Source organism: Flavobacterium bizetiae (genome assembly GCF_024271895.1).
Lineage (GTDB): Bacteria > Bacteroidota > Bacteroidia > Flavobacteriales > Flavobacteriaceae > Flavobacterium > Flavobacterium bizetiae.
Genome location: NZ_CP091861.1, coordinates 4,382,653 through 4,406,378, shown reverse-complemented (window position 1 = coordinate 4,406,378; position 23,726 = coordinate 4,382,653). Strand labels below are relative to the sequence as shown.

General features: G+C 35.7%; 18 protein-coding genes. 10 read left to right on the top strand and 8 right to left on the bottom strand.

Annotated features, from left to right (window positions below):
• Positions 1–68 precede the first annotated feature (68 nt).
• Together L0669_RS18570 and L0669_RS18565 are read left to right on the top strand one after the other, a co-directional pair.
• Entirely contained in the window at positions 69–2,744 is a 2,676-nt protein-coding gene (locus L0669_RS18570) for a beta-1,3-glucanase family protein (RefSeq protein WP_263759307.1), read from the top strand.
• Between the two features lie 172 nt (positions 2,745–2,916).
• Positions 2,917–4,542, top strand: coding sequence for a glycosyl hydrolase family 18 protein (locus L0669_RS18565; protein ID WP_263759306.1), 1,626 nt, complete (start codon positions 2,917–2,919; stop codon positions 4,540–4,542).
• A gap of 92 nt (positions 4,543–4,634) precedes the next feature.
• On the opposite strand, the gene L0669_RS18560 is transcribed toward L0669_RS18565, so the two are convergent.
• The 3 genes from L0669_RS18560 to L0669_RS18550 form a co-directional block, all read right to left on the bottom strand.
• Positions 4,635–5,693 carry an SDR family oxidoreductase gene (locus L0669_RS18560; RefSeq protein WP_263759304.1) on the bottom strand — a complete coding sequence of 353 codons (1,059 nt, stop codon included), beginning with the start codon at positions 5,691–5,693 and terminating at the stop codon, positions 4,635–4,637.
• Positions 5,694–5,781: 88 nt separating this feature from the next.
• On the bottom strand, positions 5,782–6,372 hold the full coding sequence (locus tag L0669_RS18555; protein ID WP_263759303.1) for a Crp/Fnr family transcriptional regulator: 591 nt from the start codon (positions 6,370–6,372) through the stop codon (positions 5,782–5,784).
• A gap of 27 nt (positions 6,373–6,399) precedes the next feature.
• A complete protein-coding gene (locus L0669_RS18550; RefSeq protein ID WP_263759302.1) occupies positions 6,400–6,774 on the bottom strand; it encodes a YdeI/OmpD-associated family protein in 375 nt (124 codons plus the stop codon).
• 349 nt (positions 6,775–7,123) lie between these two features.
• Here L0669_RS18550 and L0669_RS18545 point away from each other — a divergent pair, with 349 nt between their 5' ends.
• Positions 7,124–9,067 (top strand): metallophosphoesterase family protein, encoded by a 1,944-nt coding sequence (locus L0669_RS18545; RefSeq protein WP_263759301.1) that lies wholly within the window; start codon positions 7,124–7,126, stop codon positions 9,065–9,067.
• A 411-nt stretch (positions 9,068–9,478) separates the two neighbouring features.
• On the opposite strand, the gene L0669_RS18540 is transcribed toward L0669_RS18545, so the two are convergent.
• Positions 9,479–10,540 (bottom strand): phosphatidylinositol-specific phospholipase C1-like protein, encoded by a 1,062-nt coding sequence (locus L0669_RS18540; RefSeq protein WP_263759300.1) that lies wholly within the window; start codon positions 10,538–10,540, stop codon positions 9,479–9,481.
• Between the two features lie 266 nt (positions 10,541–10,806).
• Between L0669_RS18540 and L0669_RS18535 the strand changes: the two genes are divergently transcribed.
• The 5 genes from L0669_RS18535 (at position 10,807) to L0669_RS18515 (ending at position 18,859) form a co-directional block, all read left to right on the top strand.
• Positions 10,807–11,331 carry an RNA polymerase sigma-70 factor gene (locus tag L0669_RS18535; RefSeq protein WP_263759299.1) on the top strand — a complete coding sequence of 175 codons (525 nt, stop codon included), beginning with the start codon at positions 10,807–10,809 and terminating at the stop codon, positions 11,329–11,331.
• An 83-nt stretch (positions 11,332–11,414) separates the two neighbouring features.
• Positions 11,415–12,338 carry a FecR family protein gene (locus L0669_RS18530; RefSeq protein ID WP_263759298.1) on the top strand — a complete coding sequence of 308 codons (924 nt, stop codon included), beginning with the start codon at positions 11,415–11,417 and terminating at the stop codon, positions 12,336–12,338.
• A 74-nt stretch (positions 12,339–12,412) separates the two neighbouring features.
• Complete coding sequence (locus L0669_RS18525) at positions 12,413–15,697, top strand: SusC/RagA family TonB-linked outer membrane protein (RefSeq protein WP_263759297.1); 3,285 nt, start codon at positions 12,413–12,415, stop codon at positions 15,695–15,697.
• Positions 15,698–15,700: 3 nt separating this feature from the next.
• On the top strand, positions 15,701–17,473 hold the full coding sequence (locus L0669_RS18520; RefSeq protein ID WP_263759296.1) for a RagB/SusD family nutrient uptake outer membrane protein: 1,773 nt from the start codon (positions 15,701–15,703) through the stop codon (positions 17,471–17,473).
• A gap of 1,011 nt (positions 17,474–18,484) precedes the next feature.
• Positions 18,485–18,859 (top strand): SpoIIAA family protein, encoded by a 375-nt coding sequence (locus L0669_RS18515; RefSeq protein WP_173970134.1) that lies wholly within the window; start codon positions 18,485–18,487, stop codon positions 18,857–18,859.
• Positions 18,860–19,030: 171 nt separating this feature from the next.
• On the opposite strand, the gene L0669_RS18510 is transcribed toward L0669_RS18515, so the two are convergent.
• From L0669_RS18510 to L0669_RS18495, 4 genes are all read right to left on the bottom strand, one after another.
• On the bottom strand, positions 19,031–19,312 hold the full coding sequence (locus L0669_RS18510; protein ID WP_173970135.1) for a PrgI family protein: 282 nt from the start codon (positions 19,310–19,312) through the stop codon (positions 19,031–19,033).
• 33 nt (positions 19,313–19,345) lie between these two features.
• Entirely contained in the window at positions 19,346–19,744 is a 399-nt protein-coding gene (locus tag L0669_RS18505) for a hypothetical protein (RefSeq protein WP_263759295.1), read from the bottom strand.
• A 198-nt stretch (positions 19,745–19,942) separates the two neighbouring features.
• A complete protein-coding gene (locus L0669_RS18500) occupies positions 19,943–20,317 on the bottom strand; it encodes a hypothetical protein (protein ID WP_263759294.1) in 375 nt (124 codons plus the stop codon).
• A gap of 23 nt (positions 20,318–20,340) precedes the next feature.
• The gene (locus tag L0669_RS18495) at positions 20,341–20,490 is read right to left on the bottom strand and encodes a hypothetical protein (protein WP_263759293.1); all 150 of its coding nucleotides are present in this window, start codon (positions 20,488–20,490) and stop codon (positions 20,341–20,343) included.
• A gap of 375 nt (positions 20,491–20,865) precedes the next feature.
• On the opposite strand from L0669_RS18495, the gene L0669_RS18490 reads away from it, so the two are divergent.
• Positions 20,866–23,016: a catalase gene (locus L0669_RS18490; RefSeq protein WP_263759291.1), complete on the top strand. Its 2,151-nt coding sequence runs from the start codon at positions 20,866–20,868 to the stop codon at positions 23,014–23,016.
• 50 nt (positions 23,017–23,066) lie between these two features.
• Complete coding sequence (locus L0669_RS18485) at positions 23,067–23,723, top strand: DUF6766 family protein (RefSeq protein WP_263759290.1); 657 nt, start codon at positions 23,067–23,069, stop codon at positions 23,721–23,723.
• Positions 23,724–23,726 lie beyond the last annotated feature (3 nt).

The following is a 23,726-nucleotide window of genomic DNA, read 5'->3' as shown; positions in this document are numbered from 1 at the left end:
TACCTATGATTTTCTCATTCTTACTAATGAATTAAAAGCAAGTTTATTAACCCAAACAATTTTAAACAATGAGAAATTTTAGATTACAAAAAAACTTTTTTACGGCATTGCTGTTGGCTTTGCTAGGCAATTTTATGTACGGGCAGGGGCCTATACCGTTTACGATTAGTAATACCTCGACATTTAATGACAACGAATTGTATGTTGCCATTGTAGGTATAGATTACAATACAGGAAACCACGTTTGGGTAAATGCTAAAACGAGTCAGGTTTTGCCTATGAGTGCCTCTTATAATACCGTGACAGGGCCTACAATTGGCGGAAATACCGGACCGGGACAAAACTCAAAATATGCCAATTGTTTTACCAAATTAAGCGAAATCCCAAACAAGACTTTTACGCTGCCTCAAATTGCTGGTTGCAGGGTTTTTATTGCGAAAGGGCAACAATTGTATTTCTACTTTTTTGGTGCAAGTGGCGCTCCGTCAGGATATACATCACCAAATCCGTTGAATGCTACAGATCCGAATCAGGGCATTTTATATGAAATCATCGAATTAACGAATAATCAATATGGTTTTTTTGGAAATCCTTCGAGAGTCGATTCGTATAAATACCCAATGGGATTAGAATTATTTGGTGCCAATGGATATCAGAAAAGAGTGGGTGAATTAAAAAAACACGCTGATATTGTAGCCGCTTTCAAAGCCAATGTTCCATCAGAGTTTCAGGGTTGTGTAAATGATGCAACGGGCGAAATTACTGCGCCATCAAAAACTCCCGCTTTTGCAGACGGAACCGGAGGAACTTCTGTAGGCGCTCAGGCGAATTATCTAAAATCTTATATTGATGCCATTTGGAACAAATATAAAAATGAAGATTTAATATTTTATGCAGGCGATGCAGGTGTTTTTAAAGGAAGAGTTATAGGCGAACAACTTGAAGTTGTGGGGCAATCAGGAGGTTTTGTGGGTAGAACAGGAAGAGTTCAGAGCAGGCCTTCGACACAAGAAGCTCTTGAAGGAAAAGGAGTTCTGGACAGAAGATTGGTCGACGGAGATTTAGATCTTGTGGTTCAGGCGCAATTAACGGCTGCTATCAACCGTCATGTCGTAAATGTTACAACGCCTAATCCGGGACAACAAAACTGGTACGATGCTTCGAAATTTTATCAGGTAAACCCAACCAATCATTACTCTAAATTCTGGCATTTACCGGGAATAAGTGTCGATAATCTCGCTTACGGATTTGCTTATGATGATGTGGCCGATCAGTCGCCATCACTTCATACTACACAACCTACTAAAGTAATTGCTACGTTTGGAGGATATGCAGGATCAACGCCATCGGTTCCGGCTACAACAGATGTTATTACGGTTTATAAAGATTGCAACTATACCGGATTTTCCGGCGGATTGACTATTGGAGATTATAATCTGGCACGTTTGAATACTTTAGGAGTTTTAAACGATGATATTTCTTCGCTTAAAGTAGCTCAGGGTTTTCAGGCGATTTTGTATCAGGATGATAATTTCACAGGAGCTTCAACCGTAATCAATTCTGATAATTCGTGTTTGAATACAACGTGGAATGATAAAGTCACTTCGATTAGAATTCTGGCAAACGGAAACACAACTTTAGGCAATCAGACTTTTTATCTTCAAAACAGAAATAGCAATTTGTATATGGATGTTTGGGGAGCAAGTTTGTCTAATGGTGCAGCGATAAATCAAGGCGCTTTAAACTCAGGAAACAACCAGAAATTTACCTTAACGCATTTGGGTGATGGTTTGTATAAAATCATAGCCAATCATAGCGGACAATCTCTGGATGTAAATAATTTTAATAAAGCGAATGGTGCACGCGTAGAGCAATATCCATACAATGCAACAACCAATCAGCAATTTGTATTGGTTTCGACAGGTGACGGATTTTATAAAATCGTAGCCAGACATAGTGGTAGAATCGTTGAGGTTGCAGGAGCAAGTACAGCGAGTGGTGCTGTGGTGCAACAATGGGACAACAACAATCAAACGTGCGGACAATGGAAACTGGTTCCGGCAACCACTTCTCAAACTTCTGTTTTAATTCAGGCCGAAGATTATTCTGCGATGAGCGGCATTCAGGTGGAAGCAACTACGGATACAGGCGGAGGCTCGAATGTAGGTTATACAGATACCGGAGATTGGTTGGCATACAACAGCATTAATTTCCCTACTACAGGTTCTTATCTAATAGAATACAGAGTGGCAAGTGCTGTAGCCGGAGGTAAATTGTCATCGGATCTAAACGGAGGAACAATTGTTTTAGGCAGTGTAGATATCCCAAATACCGGAGGATGGCAAAATTGGCAAACGGTTTCTCAAACGGTAAACGTAAATGCAGGAACGTACAATTTTGGAATCTACATTCAGAATACCGGAATGAACATTAACTGGATAAAAATTACAAAAGTAGGGGCGGGCGCAACAGCTAAAACGGCTTCGGCTTCATTAGTTGAAGAAGATGTTGCTACCGAGACTGTTTTAAACATATATCCTAGTCCGGTAGAAAACACACTTTACATTACAACAGATGTATCCGGAGGAAATGTGAGCATTGTAGATTCTCAAACGGGTACTGTATTTTCAGGACGAAAAGTAAATAATAACAGTTTAGATGTTTCGTATTTGAGACGAGGCATTTATTTGATAGTTTTTGAAAAAGACGGCATTAAAACGGTGAAACGTTTTATAAAAAAATAGTTTTAAAAGCAGATTGTAGATTTTAGATTGCAGGTTTTAGAATTGATTTATCATAACATCTAAAATCGACTATTCGGAATTTGATTAATGCCATAATCATCAAAACCGAATTTTAATCTAAAATCTACATTCTAAAAATTAATTTTTTTTATTAACCTTTAAACAAAATCCTATGAAAAACAATTACAAAAAAATGCCACTAAAATGGACACTCATTTTGGTACTGGGAATTTTTAATTTGTCAATGGCCCAGAAAAAAGTTATCGCTTATGTCCCAAATTGGGTAGACCTGAATGCATTTTCGAGTACAATTCAGTACAGTAAACTAACACACATTAACATCGCATTCGAAAATCCTGATGCCAACGGATATTTATCTTTTAATTCAGGTTCTAACGCCATTATCAATGCAGCACATGCTCAAAATGTAAAAGTTTTTGTTTCCCTTGGTGGAGGCTCGGTTTCTGAAGGAGGCGCTATTCGTGATAATTATTTCAATCTTATTACGAGTGGCAACAGAACGGCTTTTATTCAAAAAATCTATGATTATGTGGTCGCTCATAATTTTGATGGTGTCGATATGGATCTTGAAGGTCCGGCTATTAATAGCGACTACGGCGGATTTGTTATCGCACTTGCTGCTAAATTGCATGCAAATGGAAAACAAATTACAGCGGCTCTTTCTGAAGGATACGGTGGTGCCAATGTGCCTTCGTCTACTTTTGCTGCTTTCGACTGGATCAATATTATGGCGTATGATGCAACAGGTCCCTGGCAACCGGGAAATCCTGGACAACATTCTCCGTACAGTATGGCGGTAAATCAGTTTAATTACTGGACCGGAAGAGGTTTACCGGCAAGCAAAGCTATTATTGGACTTCCGTTTTACGGATATGGTTTTGGAGCCAATGCCAATCAGGGAATTTCGTATGCTAATATCGTAGCGCAATATCCTGGCGCAGAAAATCAGGATCAGGTAGGGAACACCATTTATTATAACGGAATCCCAACGATCAAAGCAAAAACAACTTTCGCAATTCAAAATGCCGGAGGAGTTATGATTTGGGAGTTATCACAAGATGCTACGGGAGCTAAATCGTTACTAACAGCCATAAATCAGGTAATTACAGGAAGTCAGCCACCAACAGGCACGGGCACCTTAATTCAGGCCGAAAGTTATACTTCAATGAGCGGCGTTCAGACTGAACCTACTACGGATACAGGCGGAGGCTTAAATGTAGGATATGCAGATACAGGTGACTGGATGGCATATTCTAATATCAATTTCCCAACATCGGGTTCTTATGTAATCGAATATCGCGTGGCAAGTGCTGTAAATGGTGCGAGAATATCATCTGATCTAAATGCAGGAAGTATTCAGTTAGGCGCTGTAAATATTCCTAATACGGGAGGATGGCAAAATTGGCAAACGGTATCTCAAACCGTAAACGTAAATGCAGGAACGTACAACTTCGGAATCTATATTCAGAGTTCAGGTGTAAATATCAATTGGTTCCGTATCACGAAATCGGGAGCAGGTTTAGCGGCAAAAACAGCTTCTGTAACGGGTATCGAAAATTTGAGTATTTATCCAAATCCAAGCGAAGATTCAATTTCATTTACTACTGAAGTTTCCGGAGCAAATGTTAGCATTATCAATTCTGAAGGCGGCGCAACTGTTTCAACACAAAAAGTAAACGATAACAGAATAGATGTATCAGGTTTAAAATCTGGAATTTATTTTATTTCGGTAGAAAAAGACGGAATCAAAACGGTAAGACGTTTTATTAAAAAGTAAATAGTTATATTTATTCTAAACCTTTGTCAAAGTTTAAAACTTTGACAAAGGTTTACCCAATCAAAATCTGTCAGAAATGGCAGATTTTTTATTTAAGGGATAATTTTTTCCTGACGTAATTGATCAAATAGTGTAAAGAACATTTCTTCGGTATCAATAAATTCATGAAAACCAAAACGTCTGGCTTTACTTCCGTCTGCGAAGAAATCGTAATCCCATGAAAAAACAAAATCACCAAATCCCCAGCTGGATAATTTTTCATAATTGTGTTTTTCTAAATTGTATTTTTTCTGAATATTTCCCCATAAATCTTTTTTATCAGCCATAATTGTTTGAAGTTGCATTTGAAGAGGGGGCGCAACAGGAATATTAAAATAAGCTGCAATTTTTGGCCATAGTTCCGTCCATCTAAATAAATCTCCGTTGGTAATATTAAAAGCCTGATTGGCACATTGTAAATTTGTAGCCGCCCAAACGGTAGCTTTGGCTAATAATCCGGCATCCGTCATTTCCATAAGTTTGTCATACGCTCCTGGTTTTCCAGGAAAACGAAGCGGAAGATTTAATTCTTTTGAAATTGAAGCATAAACCGCAATAACAAGTGCTAAATTCATTGGATTTTCCAGCGCTGTACCACCAACAACAGATGGACGTATAGCAGTCCAATTCCAGTTTTTTCCTTGTTGTTTTTTTTCTAAAAATTCTTGTTGGTCGATATTAAATTCCGGAGGCATATGACCGGCATCACTTTCTTTTGCAGGAGTTTTAAAAGGGCCAAGATGCGCGCCATAAACTTTATAACCCTGCATTAAGCTTATGTGCTGTAAATTCTTAGCTAATGGCTCAATTGTATTAACAACATTTTGAAGCATTGTCAGATTAGGTTTAACAAGTTCAGCCCATGAAGGACGATCTTGATAAGCAGCATAAAAAATATGAGTAATGTTATCCAGATGAGATAATTTCTTTTGAGAATCCTCAGCATCCAGTAAATCGACTGAAATATATTCAAGATTTGAAGCATTCTCACCACCTCTTCTGGAAAGACCAATAACAGACCAATTTCCTAAAGATAAAAGATGATGGATAAGATTAGTTCCTATCACTCCATTTGCTCCAACTACAAGCGCAGTATTTTTATTCGTTGTCATTTTCTTTGTATTTAAAATTACATTACAAAGTTGTGACTGTTTGTACTCAATAAAAATGAAGTAGATTATGAAATAAGGTTGAAGTAGTTCAACTTTTCTTTTTTAATTTATTGTTTCTTATTTTCGAAAGAAATTCAGTACTCATGCCCAAATAAGAAGCTAGCGCATATTGAGGCACACGTTTTACAATTAAAGGAAAATTTTCTATAAAAGTATCGTAACGTTCTTCTGCGGTTGAGGTAAGATTCATAATAATTCTGCGCTGAAAAAATGCTGCTGTACGCTCAGCCGTAATGCGAAAGAAAGTTTCGAATTTTGGATTAGCATTTTTTAGTTTCGTTTCCGTTTCGAAATCAATCTGAAGGAGAACAGCATCTTCTAATGCCATAACAAACATAGTCGCGGGTTGCTGATAAATATAACTGTTGTAATCAGAAATCCACCAATCTTCAATCGCAAACGAAATTGTATGTTCTTGTCCCTGATCACTTAGCACATAAGCTCTTAAAGCTCCTTCTACTACATAACTTCTATATTTAGCGACAAAATCTGGTTGAATAATAAACTGTCTTTTTTTGATTTTTGTAATTTTAAACTCCGAAACAAACTGATGCATTTCTTCTTCAGAAAGTGATATTCGGTTTTGTATGTGGCGTATTAAAGACTGATATTCTTCCATTTTTGTGTTTACGTTTACGATGACATTTTATATCGATTCCCATTTTCCGTTTTCCTTCGCGATATCAATCAAAAGCTGACCATATTCTGTCATTAAACCTTGATCAATCATTCTTTGCGCACGATCTCGATTCGGCTGGCTCCATTTACTTTTCTTAGGATTTCTGGGCGTAAAGGTAAGATAGAAACTTTCAAAATCTCGTTTTTTGCACAAACTGTCAATCCATCCAAAACATAAAGCTTCCTCAGTTGCTTCGACCAGATTTACGCTTTCTGCTTTACTTTTTTTATGATATAAAATCAACCAAACCGATTTTTCTATCTGACTATTTTCCTGCAACCAATCACGCCATTCTTTTCTGGTTTTGGCATAAATGGCTTGTTTTCCATCTTTTGTTTCCATGATTAATCTGAATTGAAAGTTGATTATAAATTTAGTGATTTTTTTGAACCGCAAAGAGCGCTAAGATTTTACGCCACGTTCGCAAAGTTTTTTCTGAAGTTGGTTCCTAATTGCGCGCAAAGACGCAGAGTCGCAAAGAAAAATAAAAACTTTGCGACTCTGCGCCTTTGCGAGATTAAAAATAAACCCTTGCGAACTTGGCATAAAATCTTAGCGTGCTTTGCGGTTAAGTCAGCTTAAAAAAAAGCAGTAATAATTATCATTCCGTAACAGTACGATAAAGATATTTTAGCTTTTAATTCCTAAAATTGCAAATCGTTTTATAAAACCCCATATAAAAGCCCAACCTATGATTTTAAAATTTACTTCTTTATATAAATACCCTTTAGCCGTTCTGTTTTTTATTTTACTTAATGGTACAATTTCAGCCCAAAAACAAAAGAATCTCGAAGGCGTTCAGGTTGCTTTTTTATCTGATGTTCATTTGCAGGATTTGTTCGGAACATTTTCTGATAATGATTTTAAAGGTGTTTTGAATACGAAAACCGGAAAATATACGTTAATGAGAACAATGGCGTCTCAGTTGCATTCGACCCGAATTTTCAATGAAAACTATTTTGCTTTCATCGCGGCTTTAGAAGATATCGCAAAACGAAAGATAAAATACGTTGCACTTCCGGGAGATTACACAGATGACGGACAGCCAATTCACGTAAAAGGATTAGAGAAAATTTTAAATGAATATAGAAAAAAATACAATATCGAGTTTTTCATTACCACAGGAAATCACGATCCCGTTGGACCTTTTGCACAAGAATCAGGTAAAGAAGATTTTTTAGGAAAAGACGGTAAAAGTCAACCCATTTATAGCAAAGAAGGCCTGTATAAGCCAAACTTAACGATCGAACAGCCTGTTGTTATTACCGCCGATATTGCTAAAATGGGTTATTTAGGAATTACCGATGATCTAAAAAACTTTGGTTTTTATCCCAATAAAAAATACAAATTCTGGGCAACACCATTTTCTGCCTACACTTCTCAAAATTATAGTTTCGAAAAAGCATCAAAAGCCGCTTTATTATCAAACAGAGTTTATAATGTATCACCTGGATTTGAAGTTCCGGATGTGAGTTATGTCGTTGAACCAGTCGAAGGACTTTGGTTAATGGCAATCGACGGTAATGTTTATATTCCGAAAAAGAATGACGGAGATCCTAAAGATCCTAAAAATTATTCAGAGGCAAGTACGGGTTACAACAATGTACTTTCGAACAAAAAACACCTGATAAAATGGGTCGAAGAAATTTCGGCGCAAGCCAAAAAACAAGGCAAAACATTAATCGCTTTTAGTCATTTCCCGATGATCGATTTTAATGATGACGCTTCCGCGGAAATAAAAGAATTACTAGGGCCGAATAAATGGCAATTGAACCGAGTTCCGGTTGAAGAAGTTGCGCAGGTTTTTGCTGATGCAGGACTGAAGATTCATTTTGGCGGACACATGCATATTAACGATACGGGAACGAAAACTACAGCAAAAGGGAATACTTTGGTCAATATTCAGACGCCATCTTTGGCTGCGTATATTCCGGCTTATAAATTATTAACAATCGGGAAAGACAATCTTGTCGATATCCAAACCATTACAATCGATGAGGTTCCGGGCTACGACGAACTTTTTGATTTGTATAAAATGGAATATCAATTCCTTGAAAGTCAAAACACAAAAGACATTTGGAATATTGATATTTTAAAAACTAAAAACTATCATGATTTTACTGATTTCCATTTAAAAGAACTGGTTCGTTTGCGTTTTCTAAAAGACGATTGGCCGGAATCTTTCAAGAGTTTTATTCTGAGTATTTCTGCAGAAGATTTATTGGTTTTGGCCAATATTCAATCGGATAAGGATTTTGATGCTATTTTGAAAAACAAAGAGAATTTCAAAAAAGAATGGACAGAAGCTGAAAGCAAAATAGACAAACTTTTGTCTGAAAACAATCTAAAAAAACAAGATTTCAATTGGACAGGTTATGATTTATTAGTTGATTTCTACCGTTTTAGAAGCGCTGATGAATTGGCTTTGGTTGATGTGGGAACTGCAAGAGCAAAACAATATAAAGTGCTATCTCAATTGTTTTTTGAGAATCATAAAGAAGAGGCATCAAAAGAAAAACCGTTGCAAAACAAAATGCGATTGTTTCTGATCATCTTTAATAAATTCATGCATGAAGTTCCTGCGGATCATTTTAGTGTTGATTTGAAGAGTGGGGAGATTAAAAGTTTGAATTGAGAAATGGTACGCGGATGATACGGATTTTTTTGTTGGGGTGTTTTTTACCGCAAAGGACGCTAAGATTTTACGCAAAGTTCGCAAGTTTTGGCTTTGCTTTTCAGGATCGCAAAGCTTGGTGAAAAATGGGACGCGGATGACACGGATTCGCTTTCGCGAAAACGCGGATTTTTACGGATTTTTTTATTCTCATTTTATGTCATTGCGAGGAACGAAGCAACCGCATTTACTAAGTCAAGCTTTGCAGTTTGTTAGTGAGGTTGCTTCGTTCCTCGCAATGACTTTGTGTATAAAAATCCGTGACAATCCATTCAAATCCGTGTCATCCGTGTGCCATAAAAAAAGTTTCAAGTTTCACACAAAGCAAAACCTGAAACCTTAAATCTGAAAACTGAGACTGAGACTGAAAACTTACTCCCCTCCAGTAACAGGATTCACTCTCACATAACTACCATCATCATATTTTATCTGATAAGGAGAATCGAATAACGTACTTGGCAAATAATAATCGGTGGTGATGACTTGTGCGCCGGATTTTTTGGCAGCTTCGAAGTGTGAGTAATCATTTTTACGGGCTTCTTTAGTATCTGAATCGGCACGAGTGCGAATTATATATCCTTTTTTAACCAAATCGGTAATTTTTGGATCTTCAGAATTGCCTATTAATAAAGTTGCAGCTTCTGGTTTTCCCGGATCTGCGCAAACGAAAGCCGCGCGACCTTTTAATGAAGGGTGATTTTGGGCGTACAAATCTCTTTTGGTTCCATTATTATCTAAGATGAATAAAAATTTGCCTTTTGCTTTTTTCAACGTTGGCCAATTTTGGTGTAAAACAGCTTCTTCAAGTGTTTTGTATTTTCCGCGAACCATATCGGGGGTGATCAATTTATTGCCGAGACCTTTGCGAAGCTCAGCATCTAAAGCGTCAAATAATTCAGGTGTAAATTTCTCTGCTTTGGTACCTAAAAAACTGTCGTCATCTTTTGGTTCCAGCGTAATAAAAACCGGAATGTGATTTGGGTTTGCATCAGACCATTTTTTTAATTCTGCAAGACAACTTTGAAGCGTGTAGCAAGATGTTCTAAAATCAATATCGATCATATGAAAAACTTTAAACCCCGGTTTTTGCATTTCTCCATTAGGATCATAAGCCTGATTAGATTTTGCAAGATCCAATCCTTTTGGATGCGCATATTTTCCGCCTTTAGGATCGGCCTGAACATCGATTTCAAGATTTCTTAAACCTTTATTCAATTGATCGGTAATCGAAATATGAGTGTATTGTAAACCTTTTAGAGAGCGCGAAGTATCTTTTGCCTGAATAAAATTGTACAAATCCGGTTCGATATTCTGGCGATAACTGTTGTGTGATCCTATTACTTGTATTTGATTGATTTTTAGATTGTTGTTTTTGACCTGACTGTTGCAATGCAGCGAGCCGGCAATAAATAAGCTAAGCAGAATTTGTTTCATGATTTTTGAAAGTGTAATTTTTTATTAATACCGAGGACGCAGCACAAGAAAATTACCTTTTTAGAAAGTACTAATGTAGAAACGCGATTTGATTTTAATGTTATTTTAAAAAAAAGAAATCGCAATATGATTGTCAACATTGCCCGAAAATAGTAGTATTTCTACATCAAAATAATAGTTTATTTAATTTAAAGATAACGTTCAGGCAAAAAACTTTGGTATAACATTTTATTATTTTACATCACCAAACAGTCCCAAAATAAGTTATGAAAAACCCTGAAATATTCGAAAAAACGTATAATGATTACTGGAAAAAGCTCAATGCTTTTTCGTATACGATGACTCAGGATAAAGACTTGGCGCAGAACATTGTTCAGGATGTTTTTATCGATTTATGGGAACGAAAAGATGATCTTACTATAAATGCCATCGAACCTTATTTGTTCAGGGCGGTAAAAAATCAGGTTTTCAAACATTACCAAAATAACAAGTTCGACAAGACGATTCTTGAAGATAAATTCGAAGATTATATTATTGACAATTTTAGTTCGATTGATCCCGAGTTAATGGATTTACTTCATTCCTTATTAGATAAACTTCCGGAGAAACGAAAAGAAGTTTTATTAATGTACAAATTTCAGGATATGTCAATCGATCAGATTGCCGAAGAACTTGGAATTTCAAAACAAACGGTAAAAAATCAAATTTCTTCAGCTTTAAAACAATTGCGCGAAGGCTTAAAAGACCTTGCCTGGCTAGCTCCAATCATCTTTTTTAAACAAAATTTTTAAGATAACTTTCTGTTAATGGTTTCATAATATTTGGCGATAGTACGATTTTGCAATTCTGGTACTTATTGGTAATAACAAGTATTATGATAAAAAGAATCAAGCACAGTTTAGAATATCTTATAGATAAAAGTTCCCGACATAAAACTTCAAGACCGGAAGAAGACTTGTTGCACAAATTTGCTTTTAGCGAATATCAAAAATCAAAATGGGACGAATCTTCTATGGGAAATCCTGATGAAGTTTCTAAAGATATTTACGACAGTATTCAACTTCGAATAGGAAGGAAGCAAAGCTTTAATCCTTATTTAAAATATATGGCAGCTGCCAGCATTCTTTTTCTAATTGGTTTAGGGTTTTTCTTTAAACCAGTTATGACAGCCGAAAAGCAATTATCATTTAAAACGTCAGATACCCCCAAATCTATCCAATTAAATGACGGCTCGAAAATTTATCTGGCAGCAAATTCATCATTTCAGTATCCTGAAAAATTTAAAGGAGACGAAAGAAAAGTTTCATTACTAAAAGGAAATGCATTTTTTGAAGTAGCCAAAGACAAAAAGCATCCTTTTATTATTACTTCAGGCGAAATAAAAACCAGAGTAGTAGGAACTTCATTTCACATTCAAATGTCAAAATCAAAATGTGAGGTAATTGTTGTAACCGGAAAAGTAAATGTTACATCAAAAGGGCATAGCGTTGATCTGATTCCGAATGAAGAAGCACTTTTTGAGTCACAAAAACTAACAAAATTAGTGGCCGAGAAATCGTTTTTGGTCAATTGGTACAATACCGATGTTACGCTCAATCAAACTACACTAAAACAGGTTATTACCATTTTACAATATAAATACGGAGTTTTATTTCAGTATGATAATAAACTCGTATTGGCAACACCGTTAACGGTATTCATTAAGAAAGACGCAACATTAGAGAATGTTTTAGAACAAATAAATTATATCACAAACCTAAAATTCAAAGTTTATGGCGAAATAGTAAAAGTGGATTAAAAACAAAAAAAGCAGTTGCTGAGAACAACTGCCATTAATAATTAAGTATCGTAAAAAAACCAATAACTTAAATCATGTATTTTAAACCTTCTTATTTAAATCTAAAGAGTTTCATCTTTTTAGTACTAGCGTTACTGACCATCGAGAGTGGTTTTAGTAAAACTAATTCATTAAAAAAATCAAAAATAGAAAATAAAATAGAAAAAGCTACACTTGTTTCTATTTTTTCGAAATTAAGCCAGCAAACCGATTATAAATTCAGCTACGGACAGGCTGTAATTGCTGATAATGCGACATATACAGTAAATTTTACCGGAGAATCAGTAGCGGCAATTTTAAGTGATCTTTCTAAAAAAGCCAATTTCAATTATAACATTAATGGTAAACTGGTTTTAATTCAGAAAGCTGTTGCGCCAAAAGTTGCTCCTGTAAAAGCAGTAGACAAAATTAGAATTAAAGGAAAAATTGTTGACGAAAACAAACTGCCAATTCCTGGTGCAACAATAATCGAAACTGGTACTTCAAACTCTGTAGTTACTGATTTCGACGGAGTTTTTGAACTTACAGTAGGAGACGGAAAAACGATCGAAGTTTCGTATGTAGGTTATACAACAAAAACGTTGGCTGCACAGGCTGGTTTTATGACGATTCAGTTAGAGCCAAGCACTTCTGAGTTAAGCGAGGTTTTAGTAGTAGGTTACGGAAAACAAGCAAAGAAAGATGTTACCGGAGCGGTTACACAATTAGAAGCGGCTAATTTTAAGCAAGGTGTAAACGTTTCTGTAGACAATTTAATACAAGGAAAAGTTGCGGGTGTTCGTGTTGTAAATACAAGCGGTGAGCCTGGAGCTGGTGTAAATGTTACCATTCGTGGAGTTGGATCTATCAGAAGCGGAAGTACACCTTTGTTTGTTGTTGATGGTATGCCATTGTCTAATGATGATATAAGCCCAACAGGAACGAATGTTGGTTTCGGATCTTCAACAGCAAAAAATCCATTAAACTTTTTGAATACAAGTGATATCGAATCGATTACGGTTCTTAAAGATGCATCTGCTGCGGCTATTTACGGAGCGAGAGGATCTAATGGAGTTGTTTTGGTTACCACTAAAAAAGGATCTAAAGGCGAAGGAACTTTAACCTATGATTCTTATATGGGAGTTTCTACTGTTGCACATAAATTAGATGTTTTAGATGCAGGCCAATATAGAAGCGCTATAAAAGATAAAGCATTTGATCATGGTGGAAACACAGATTGGCAGGATGTAATTTTTAGATCTGCGATTACTACCAATAACGCTTTGTCTTTCTCTAAACAAACAGATTCAGGAAATTATTATGCATCTGTTGCACAAATGGATCAGGAAGGAATTATTCATAACAGTAATTTCAAACGTCTTTCAGGCAGAATTAATGCTTCTGAATCATTTTTAGACAACAAACGTTTAAAATTAAAACTAAATCTTACTGCGAGCCAGACTACAGATGATGGTGTTCCTACAAGTGATGACGGTGGTTCTAACGGACAATTGATCGTGCATACTTTAATGGCAAACCCAACAAGATCAGTTTTTGATGCTAACGGAAAGTACACCAACTTTAATATGAATGCGCACTACAACCCGGCTTATTTATTAAGTATTTATGAGGATCAAACGCGTACATTAAGAGTTTTAGGAAATTTAGAAACTTCTTTCAGAATTATCGACGGATTAGAATATAAATTGAATATTGGTGTTGATCGTTCTACATCAGAAAGAAATACTACAATTTATCCAAACCTTACCGATTTAAATCCAAAAGGTAAATATGTTCAGAACAATATTGATTCAAAAAATTCATTGGTTGAGCATTATCTAACTTACAGTAAGGCACTGGATAAACATAAATTTGAAGTTCTTGGAGGATTCTCTTACCAAAAATTTGAAAGATCAGGAACAAGTTTCAGTATTGATGGAATTTCAGCGCAAGGATCAGGTGTAAAACCATCTATTAATCCAGGTTTTGCAGGAACACAATCTGGGACAACAGGTTTTGCTCAGGAAAACGAGTTGCAATCTTATTTTGGAAGATTAAATTACGGTTTTGATAATAAATACTTACTGACAGCTTCTATGAGAGCTGATGGTTCTACACGTTTTGGAGATAATAACAAATACGGTTATTTCCCTTCATTTGCTTTAGGATGGAATATTTCTAACGAAAATTTCCTGAAAGATTCTAAAACAATCAACAACTTAAAGCTTAGAGCAAGTTGGGGACAAACAGGAAATCAGGAAGTTCCAAACAAACAAACTAAGGCAAGTTACTCTTTGGCTGGCCCTGACGGATATTATTTATACGATGATTTAAACCTTGTAAATGGTGTTTCTGTTTCAAGAACAGCAAATCCGGATTTAAAATGGGAAGTTGTTACGCAATATAATGTTGGTCTTGATTTTAATTTATGGAATGACAAGTTTTACGGAACTGTAGACTATTTTAATAAAACAACTACAGATGCTATTTTGTATATACCTTCAACTCCTTTGAGTCAGACAAAATTTATCTGGACAAATATTGACGGTAAAATTGTTAACAAAGGTATTGAGATTATGTTGGGTTCTAAAATCGTCGATACAAAAGATTTTACCTGGAATGTTGATGTAAACGGAGCAACATTAAACAATAAAATTGAAAACTTGCCGCTTTCAGAAATCTTAACAGGTGCTGTTTCTGGTCCTGGACAATCAGGTGTTAATGCTAATATTTACAAAAGCGGTTATGCGGCTGGTTCATTCTACTTGTTAGAGCACACTGGTTTTGATAAAAATGGAGCAAACATATTTAAAGACCAAAATGGAGACGGTAAAATTGATAACAGCGACAGAGTTATTATCGAAGGAGCTTTACCAACTTTTTATTACGGTTTCAACAGTGATATGAGATATAAAAACTTTAGTTTTTCATTCTCAATTATCGGACAAACAGGTGGTTATTTATTGAATAATACAGGATTGAATGCTTTAAATATTAACAACTTAGCATCAGATCGTAACGTGGCAACAGGATATTATGAGTCAGGGGCAAACCCAACAAACTCACCAATTTTGTCTACGCTTTTCTTAGAAAAGTCTGATTTTATAAGATTAAATGCGGCACGTATAGGTTACAATTTTGATTTAAAAGGATTGAACTGGATTAATGGCTTAACACTGTATGTTACAGGAAACAACCTGATTACAATTACAAAATATACAGGATTTGATCCATTAGTAAATACTCCTAAAGCAACAGACGGTAACCAATCTATCGGAATTGATTACGCAGCTTACCCATCTTCGAGAACGTTCAGTTTCGGAGCAACTTTAAAATTATAAATTATGAAGACAAAGACATTTTTAAGCATAAAATTTTTAACATTATTCTCTTTTATTTTTCTTTTAAACAGCTGTACTGATCTGGATGAAATTTTTTTAGATGAAATACCAGGAAATACAGTTTCAGATCCTGCGGGTTCACTTGCTGCCGCTTATGACAGACTGGGTGACGGAACTTTCGTTGATCACGGAGCCATTTTTGCCATGCAGGAATACACTACAGATGAAGCTATTTTACCAACTCGTGGAAGTGACTGGGGAGATGGTGGAAAGTGGAGAGACATGCACGAATTTACCTGGAGCTCTACTAACTCAATCATTGTAGGTAACTGGGATTTATTAACAAATGGTATTACACGTTGTATAACAGCTATAGAATCGGCTGAAAAAAGTACAATTTCTGAAAAGAAATTATTTGCTGCAGAAGCAAAAGGACTTATGGCTTTTTACACGTATACTACTTTGGATTTATACGGACAGGCTCCATATAAAGATCCAATGGATCCAAAAGCGACTTTACAAATTTTAAAAGCAGATACTCAAATCGATAAATTAATTACAGATGTTGAGGCTTTAATTCCTGATTTAGCTGATATTGGAACGCAAAGAACCTACCAGGGAAGATTTACCAAACAAGCTGCTTATGCTTTTTTAGCCAACATGTATTTAAATCGTGCTGTATTTAAAGATCGTTACAATGCGTCATCAAATTTCAATTTTAATGAACCGGCTGTAACAGGAAGCGCAGGAACAGATATGGATCGTGTTATTTATTACACTTCTTTATTAATCGATTCAGGGAGATTCAGCTTAGAAAGCGACTTTTTCAAAAACTTTGCAAGAGATAACAATAATGGTAAAGAGCTTATTTTCGCCATTTCTCAAAAAATAGATTACATCCGTAACGGTTCAAACAGTTTTGCTTATGTGTGTATGGAGCGTAACCAAAGAGCGTCTGCAGCAAACAGAGGAACAAATGCCGCTTGTATAACACCTGAATTTTATGCAAGCTGGGATGGTAATCATGACGATCCACGATTCGAACAACATTATCAATATGCTGATGGTACATGGTTCATGAACGATGGTACAGATGTAAGTGTTCCTGCAACCGATATTGTACCTAAAAGTAGCCCGGCGTTGCCTTGGTTCCATTTCAACAGAGGAATCCAGGCGGGACTTCAGTACGGCCCAATATTATTGCCTTCAGGATCTCTTGAAATGATAGGTAACCGTATCAAAGTTTCTCCGTTATTTATGGAAAAAAGTACAGGAACAAGAATGAATTTTACTCCGTCATTAACCTTTGCTGACCCTACAAAATCTGTTTTTGCACAAAATGAAATCAATCAGGGAGCTCGTGTATTCAAATACGAATTTGACCCGGAAGGAGGAAACGGTAATAGTAATGTTGATATTCCGTTATTCCGTTTAGGAGGAATTTATGCCATGAGAGCCGAAGCTTATTTCAGAAAAGGAAGCACAGGTTTAGCCATGATCGATCTTAATAAATTGCGTACAAGCAGAAAAAGAGAATCATTATTTGGTAATGCCCCAGGAAAAGCGCTTACCTCTTTAGATTCAGAACAATTGTACAAAGAATTAGGTTTCGAGTTGTACTGGGAACTACAAAGAAGACCACAAAGTATCCGTTTTGGAAAATTCGATTTACCAGGAACTGCAAAAGCCGCTTCTCAACCCTTCAGAAGAGCATTTCCAATTCCGCAAACCGTTATTGACCAAAAGGTATTCAAACAAAATCAAGGTTATAATTAAGTTTTTGTGTTAGTTTATTTTTTTTACAAACAGCCTGTTTCGAAAGAGACAGGCTTTTGTCATTTTAATAATCAAGGATAAATAAAACCTCAGAATCTTAGCCCCTTAGTAACTTAGAACCTTAATAATAGGGGCATGCCACCATCCCGTCAAGAGGGCAAAAATACTTTGCGCGTATACGCCCTCTTGTCGGCATGCTGTCGGGCTTTCACTGCTACTTCGGTAGCTTAGCTCTACCCCTCATGCGCGTGTAGTTTTTCAAAAGAAGTTTTTTTTTACCTAGTTTGTCATCTCAATCAAAGGGAGAGATCACACACGAAACTCCGAAAACAATGTCGCCAATCTTTGTCGAGTTACGAATGTGATCCTTCGTCCCTCAGGATGACAAGATTGCGGGTAGTTGTGATGAGTAAAATAAAAAAATCCGCGAATATCCGCGTTTTCGCGAAGCGAATCTGTGCCATCAGCGTGCAAATTGAAGTTAGATTGATTACGATTGTCGATTTTCTAGTGTGATCCTTCGTTCCTCAGGATGACAAGATTGCGGGTAATTGTGATGGGTAAAATAAAAAATCCGCGAATATCCGCGTTTTCGCGAAGCGAATCTGTGTGATCCGCGTGCAAATTGAATTTAGTTTGATTACGATTGTCGAGTTACGAATGTGATCCTTCGTTCCTCAGGATGACAAGATTGTGGGTAGCTATATTTTGAAAACGATTGCCCTAGCCCCGATAGAAGTGGAAATCCTTTTGTGCCGGCGTTCGGCACAAAAGATTGAAACGAATAGCGGGATTAGCTCCTGAACAGCAACCCCAATAAAAAAACCTTTGCCCCTCTGAACCTCTGCACCTTTGAAGCTTAAAAGAAAGTAGTTATAATATAATAATCCATTGAGATCTTATAAAATAAGAGATTCATTTTTTGAGTAAATTTGATACTGGTTTTCAGTACTTTGAAAAACTTAGGAAATAAAAAATACCACACCATTAATTCAAAAAAAACAGCACAAAATGATACATCAAATCGATACAACAGACAACATTGTAGCTTTTAGAGCTTTGGCCGAAGTAACAAAAGACGATTTTCTAACCGCAGTAATTCCCGCTGTAGAACATTTAGTAAAGCAACTAAACGAAATTAATTTTCTATTAGTTTTAGATACCGACATTCAGAATTTTACTGCCGGAGCATGGCTTCAGGATGCTTTAATGGGATTAAAACATTTGGGAAAATGGAATAGGGCGGCAATTGTGACAGATTCTGACGAAATAATTTCTTTCACCAACGGATTTAGTTATGTCGTTCCGGGCGAATTTAAAGGATTTAGAAAATTAGATTTTAATAAAGCTTTAAATTGGGTCGAAGGAAATATTGACATTAAATAATAGTGCTAAATTTTAGTCATAAAAAAGCCCATAAAATAATTTATGGGCTTTTTTATTGGCTTTAAAAATAGCCAGGAATTCAAAAAATCTATCTAGCTGATGATGAAGCATAATCCTCTGAATTCGTGGCTAACTTATATTTCTTTATTTGTTTTCTGTTTGAATTTTAATTTAGTAGTTGTTTTCGATACCACTACTATCATTGATTTCTCTTTTTGCTTTAGTTGTTTTTGCAATTTGCTTATAACATGCTGAAGTTAATAATGGTATTGCAAGACTACCTACTACTGCACCAGCTGTATTTTGACCTGCTTTTTTTAAAACAGCACCAACCAAAAGTGAACCTATTCCCGCACAAACTAACTGTTTTACAGAAAGATTTGGTATTTTATTCCCTGTTGTATCAGGAGTGATTCCGTGCAATAATGGGTCTATGAAATTTAAATTTTCCATGATTTGTTTAATTTATTTAGTTATACTTTATTATCAAGATAGTTTTTCACTATCGGTTTCATTCTCAATTTTTTCTATTTCGACTTTTTCTTTTTTAATGGCCTGTCTTAGCAAAGCAAAAAGACTCATATAGACATTAGCCATAAAAACAAGCGAAAATCCTGCCAAAATATAGCCGCGCCAATCATTTAGCAAAAGTTTATAATTACACAGGATTAAAAATGCAATTGTGACATAATGGCTAAAACAATATTCGCACGTAAAGAGATAAAAGGCCTTTCTTGACAAAATAGTCTTATCGTTTTTAGAGTGTTTTACACACCATTCACGAGGTTCCTTAAATATTTCTTCATGCGTCACAGTCCAACTGATACAGGCTATCGGGATAGCCAGAACAAATAACCAGACAATTTGAATTGTTATCTCCGTCATACAAATTCATTTCTTAAATCGATTTTAATTTGTTTAAAACCAATAATTTAAAATTACATCTATTTGCATTTAGAAAGATTACATAGTTTTAATTTTTTCTTATAAAATTTTACATCCAATTTCAGACCTCAATTTACAAAAAATAACCGTTAAGTTTTAAGTCCTTAACGGTTATCTATTGATAATATTTCATAATTTCTAGAAATTGTCCGGGTTCGTACTCGGAAAAGGATCATGAGACACCTCGTCTAAATCTTCCTCGATATCTCTTAAATTTTCGTCATCTTCTGAGTCATCATCGTCCAGATCCCCATCTTTTTCTAAGGTATTATCCAGATCTTCCGGATCTTCGTCATTTGTTATCTGTTCCTCGTCATTAGTAATGGGTTCTTCGCCAGGATTATTTTCGTTGCGGTTATAATCATTTGTCTGGTGATTAACATCATCGATAAATTCTTCCTGAACGGGATATTTTTCATCCTGATAAGTATTTTCTTTATCAATAAGAGTATCCAGATCCTGATTAAAATTACGATTTTCGTGATCGTAATTTTGATTGTTTCGGTTTTCCATAGTTGGGTATATTTTGGTAGTAATTATTTTTTTGTTGTCGAAGGTTTCTTCGTGTCTTTATCGGTTGGTTTCGATTCTCTTTTTGGAGAAGTTTCTTTTTTATCTATTTTTTTGTCTGTAGATTTTGCGCCTGAAGTCGAAGCGCCGCCATCTTTTTGATTTGTAGTTTTCATGATATTTTTTTTAGTTTGTTATACTACAAATCTAGCCCTGATTACCTTATTAATTCTTACAGAAAACTTACATCTCATTGTATAATTAACAGCACTATATAATGTAAGTTTTATTTTTAATTCTATAACTTTTAAAGGTATATAAAATTATATCTTTTTGAAATTAAAACTTATTTTTTGTATCTGATAATCAAATGTTTAAATGATGTAATGTTTAGGTGTAATCCTGTAAGAAATTGGTTTTGTTGTAACCTACATTTGTGAGGCTTGTTACAGTTTATACTTTTCGATAACTACTTTAATGACTCTCATTAAATGAAAAGGAAAGCTGTTTTTTTTAAACCATTTTAAAAATCCTAAACAACTATCAAAAAAATGAAAAATTCAAAGAAACCAAGTCAGGATCATGCTGATGAAAAACAAAGAGATTTAGAAGTAAACAAATCAAATGCTGAAAATCAATTTTTAACCACTAATCAGGGTGTGAAAATTAATGACAACAACAATTCATTAAAAGCAGGCGAAAGAGGCCCGTCTTTATTGGAAGATTTTATCCTTAGGGAAAAAATTACCCACTTTGACCACGAACGTATTCCGGAAAGAATTGTACACGCAAGAGGTTCTGCCGCTCACGGCTATTTTGAATTATACAATTCGATGGAAAAGTATACCAAAGCAGGTTTTCTAAACGATAAAAGCATTAAAACTCCGGTATTTGTGCGTTTTTCGACTGTTGCAGGTTCTAGAGGTTCTACAGATTTAGCACGCGATGTACGGGGATTTTCGGTTAAATTTTACACACAAGAAGGAAATTATGATTTGGTAGGAAACAATATGCCTGTATTTTTTATTCAGGATGCCATGAAATTTCCTGATTTAATACATGCCGTAAAACCGGAACCACATCACGAAATGCCTCAGGCAGCTTCTGCGCACGATACTTTTTGGGATTTCATTTCCCTAATGCCAGAATCGATGCACATGATTATGTGGGTTATGAGCGATAGAGCAATACCGAGAAGTTTAAGAATGATGGAAGGTTTTGGAGTTCACACGTTTAGATTCATCAATAAAAACAATGAATCTCATTTTGTAAAATTTCATTGGAAACCTAAATTAGGAACTCATGCTGTAGCTTGGGATGAAGCTCAAAAAATATCAGGTAAAAATTCCGATTTTCACAGACAGGATTTATGGGAAGCTATTGAAGGCGGAAATTTTCCTGAATGGGAATTAGGCGTACAAATTATCCCTGAAGCCGATGAACATAAATTTGAATTTGACCTTTTAGATCCAACCAAATTAATTCCGGAAGAACTGGTTCCGGTACAAATTATTGGTAAAATGGTATTGAATAAAAATCCGGATAACTTTTTTGCAGAAACAGAACAAGTTGCTTTTCATCCGGGACATGTAGTTCCGGGAATCGATTTTTCGAATGATCCTTTATTGCAGGGACGTTTATTTTCTTATACAGATACTCAATTATCAAGATTAGGAAGTCCTAATTTTCATGAAATTCCAATTAACCGTACTGTTGCGCCAATGCACAACAATCAGCGTGACGGACATATGCGTCAGGAAATTCCAACGGGACGTGTAAGTTATCATCCGAATTCGTTAGGTGGAGGTTGTCCATTTCAGGCCAAAATAGACGAAGGAGGTTTTAGCAGTTTTAATGAACGAATCGATGCTCAAAAAGTACGTGAAAGAAGCGAAAGTTTCTCGGATCATTTTAGTCAGGCAAAATTATTCTTTAATAGTCAGACACCAATAGAGCAAAATCATATTGGCGATGCATTGTCTTTTGAACTTGGAAAAGTAGAAACCAAAGCTATCAGAGAACGTATGTTGGGATTAATTTCTCAAATCGATAAAAATCTGGCAGCAAAAGTGGGTAAAGCATTAGGGATGAATGTACCCGCTACTCCAGAAAAACCAATGAATCACGGAGTAGGAGCGGATGATAACGGAAAACAAGAACCTAAAGAGGTGAAGCAATCGGTTAAAAATTCAGACGCTTTGAGTATGCTGAAAAACCCAACGATATCAAATACTATTGCGACCAGACAAGTTGCTTTTTTATGCGCAGAAGGTGTAAATGCCGAATCGATAAAAACAATGAAACTGGCATTGAAAGATGCCGGAGCAAAAGCTGTAATTATTGCACCACATTTAGGAACAATAGTGTCTGAGGAAGGTCTTGAAATTCCGGTAGATCAAAGTTATCTTATCGCGGCTTCGGTATTGTTTGATGCCGTATTTATTCCGGCAGGAAAAGGAATTTTGGCGCTTAAAAACAAGAAGGAAGTGGGTGAATTTATAAAAGATGCGTACCATCATTGTAAGTTTATCGCTGCCGAAGGTCAGGGTGTTCAGGTTCTTCCTTTAAAAGATGATATGCACAAAGATGCGGGAATTTTAACCAGCGAAAAAATAGGAGATAAAGCTTTGGCTACTTCTTTTATAAAAGCAATGGGAAGACACCGTTTCTGGGAAAGAGAAGAATTATTAAAAAAAGAATAAGGTTTTAATGAGTAATACTTTAATGGAATGTAATTTCTAATAAGCAGGAAATGAAAAAGTTTTTCTACCATAACAGTTTGTCAATTGTGTTTCTGTTGCTTTTTATCGGAGCCTTTATAGGTCAGATATTTTTTGGTATAGAAGAATACAACAAGGAGCTTATAGAAAACGGTGGTCATGCCGTTACGATGAGTAATTATCTGACCACCGGACATTTCATAGAAGCTACTTTTGAGAACTGGGAAAGCGAGTTTTTGCAAATGGGTTTATTAGTTTGGCTGACCATTTTTCTAAAACAAAAAGGATCCTCAGAATCTAAAGGTTTTGATGGTGATGAAAAAGTCGATCGCGAACCTTTGGCAAACAGAAAAGGCGCGCCATGGCCCGTTAAAAAAGGAGGTGTTTGGCTTTGGCTGTATCAAAACTCCCTGACCATTAGTTTGTTTTTGTTATTCTTTGCTTCTTTAATACTTCATTTCTATGGAAGTTTAAAGGACGAAAATGAAATGAATATTTTAAAAGGAAATCCACAACTTTCTTTAGTGGATTATCTGGGAGATTCCCGTTTTTGGTTTGAATCTTTTCAGAACTGGCAAAGTGAATTTCTATCGGTATTTGCCATTATTGTGTTGTCTATTTTTTTACGTCAAAAAGGATCTTCGCAATCTAAACCCGTCGATGCACCTCATAGCGAGACAGGAGATTAAAAT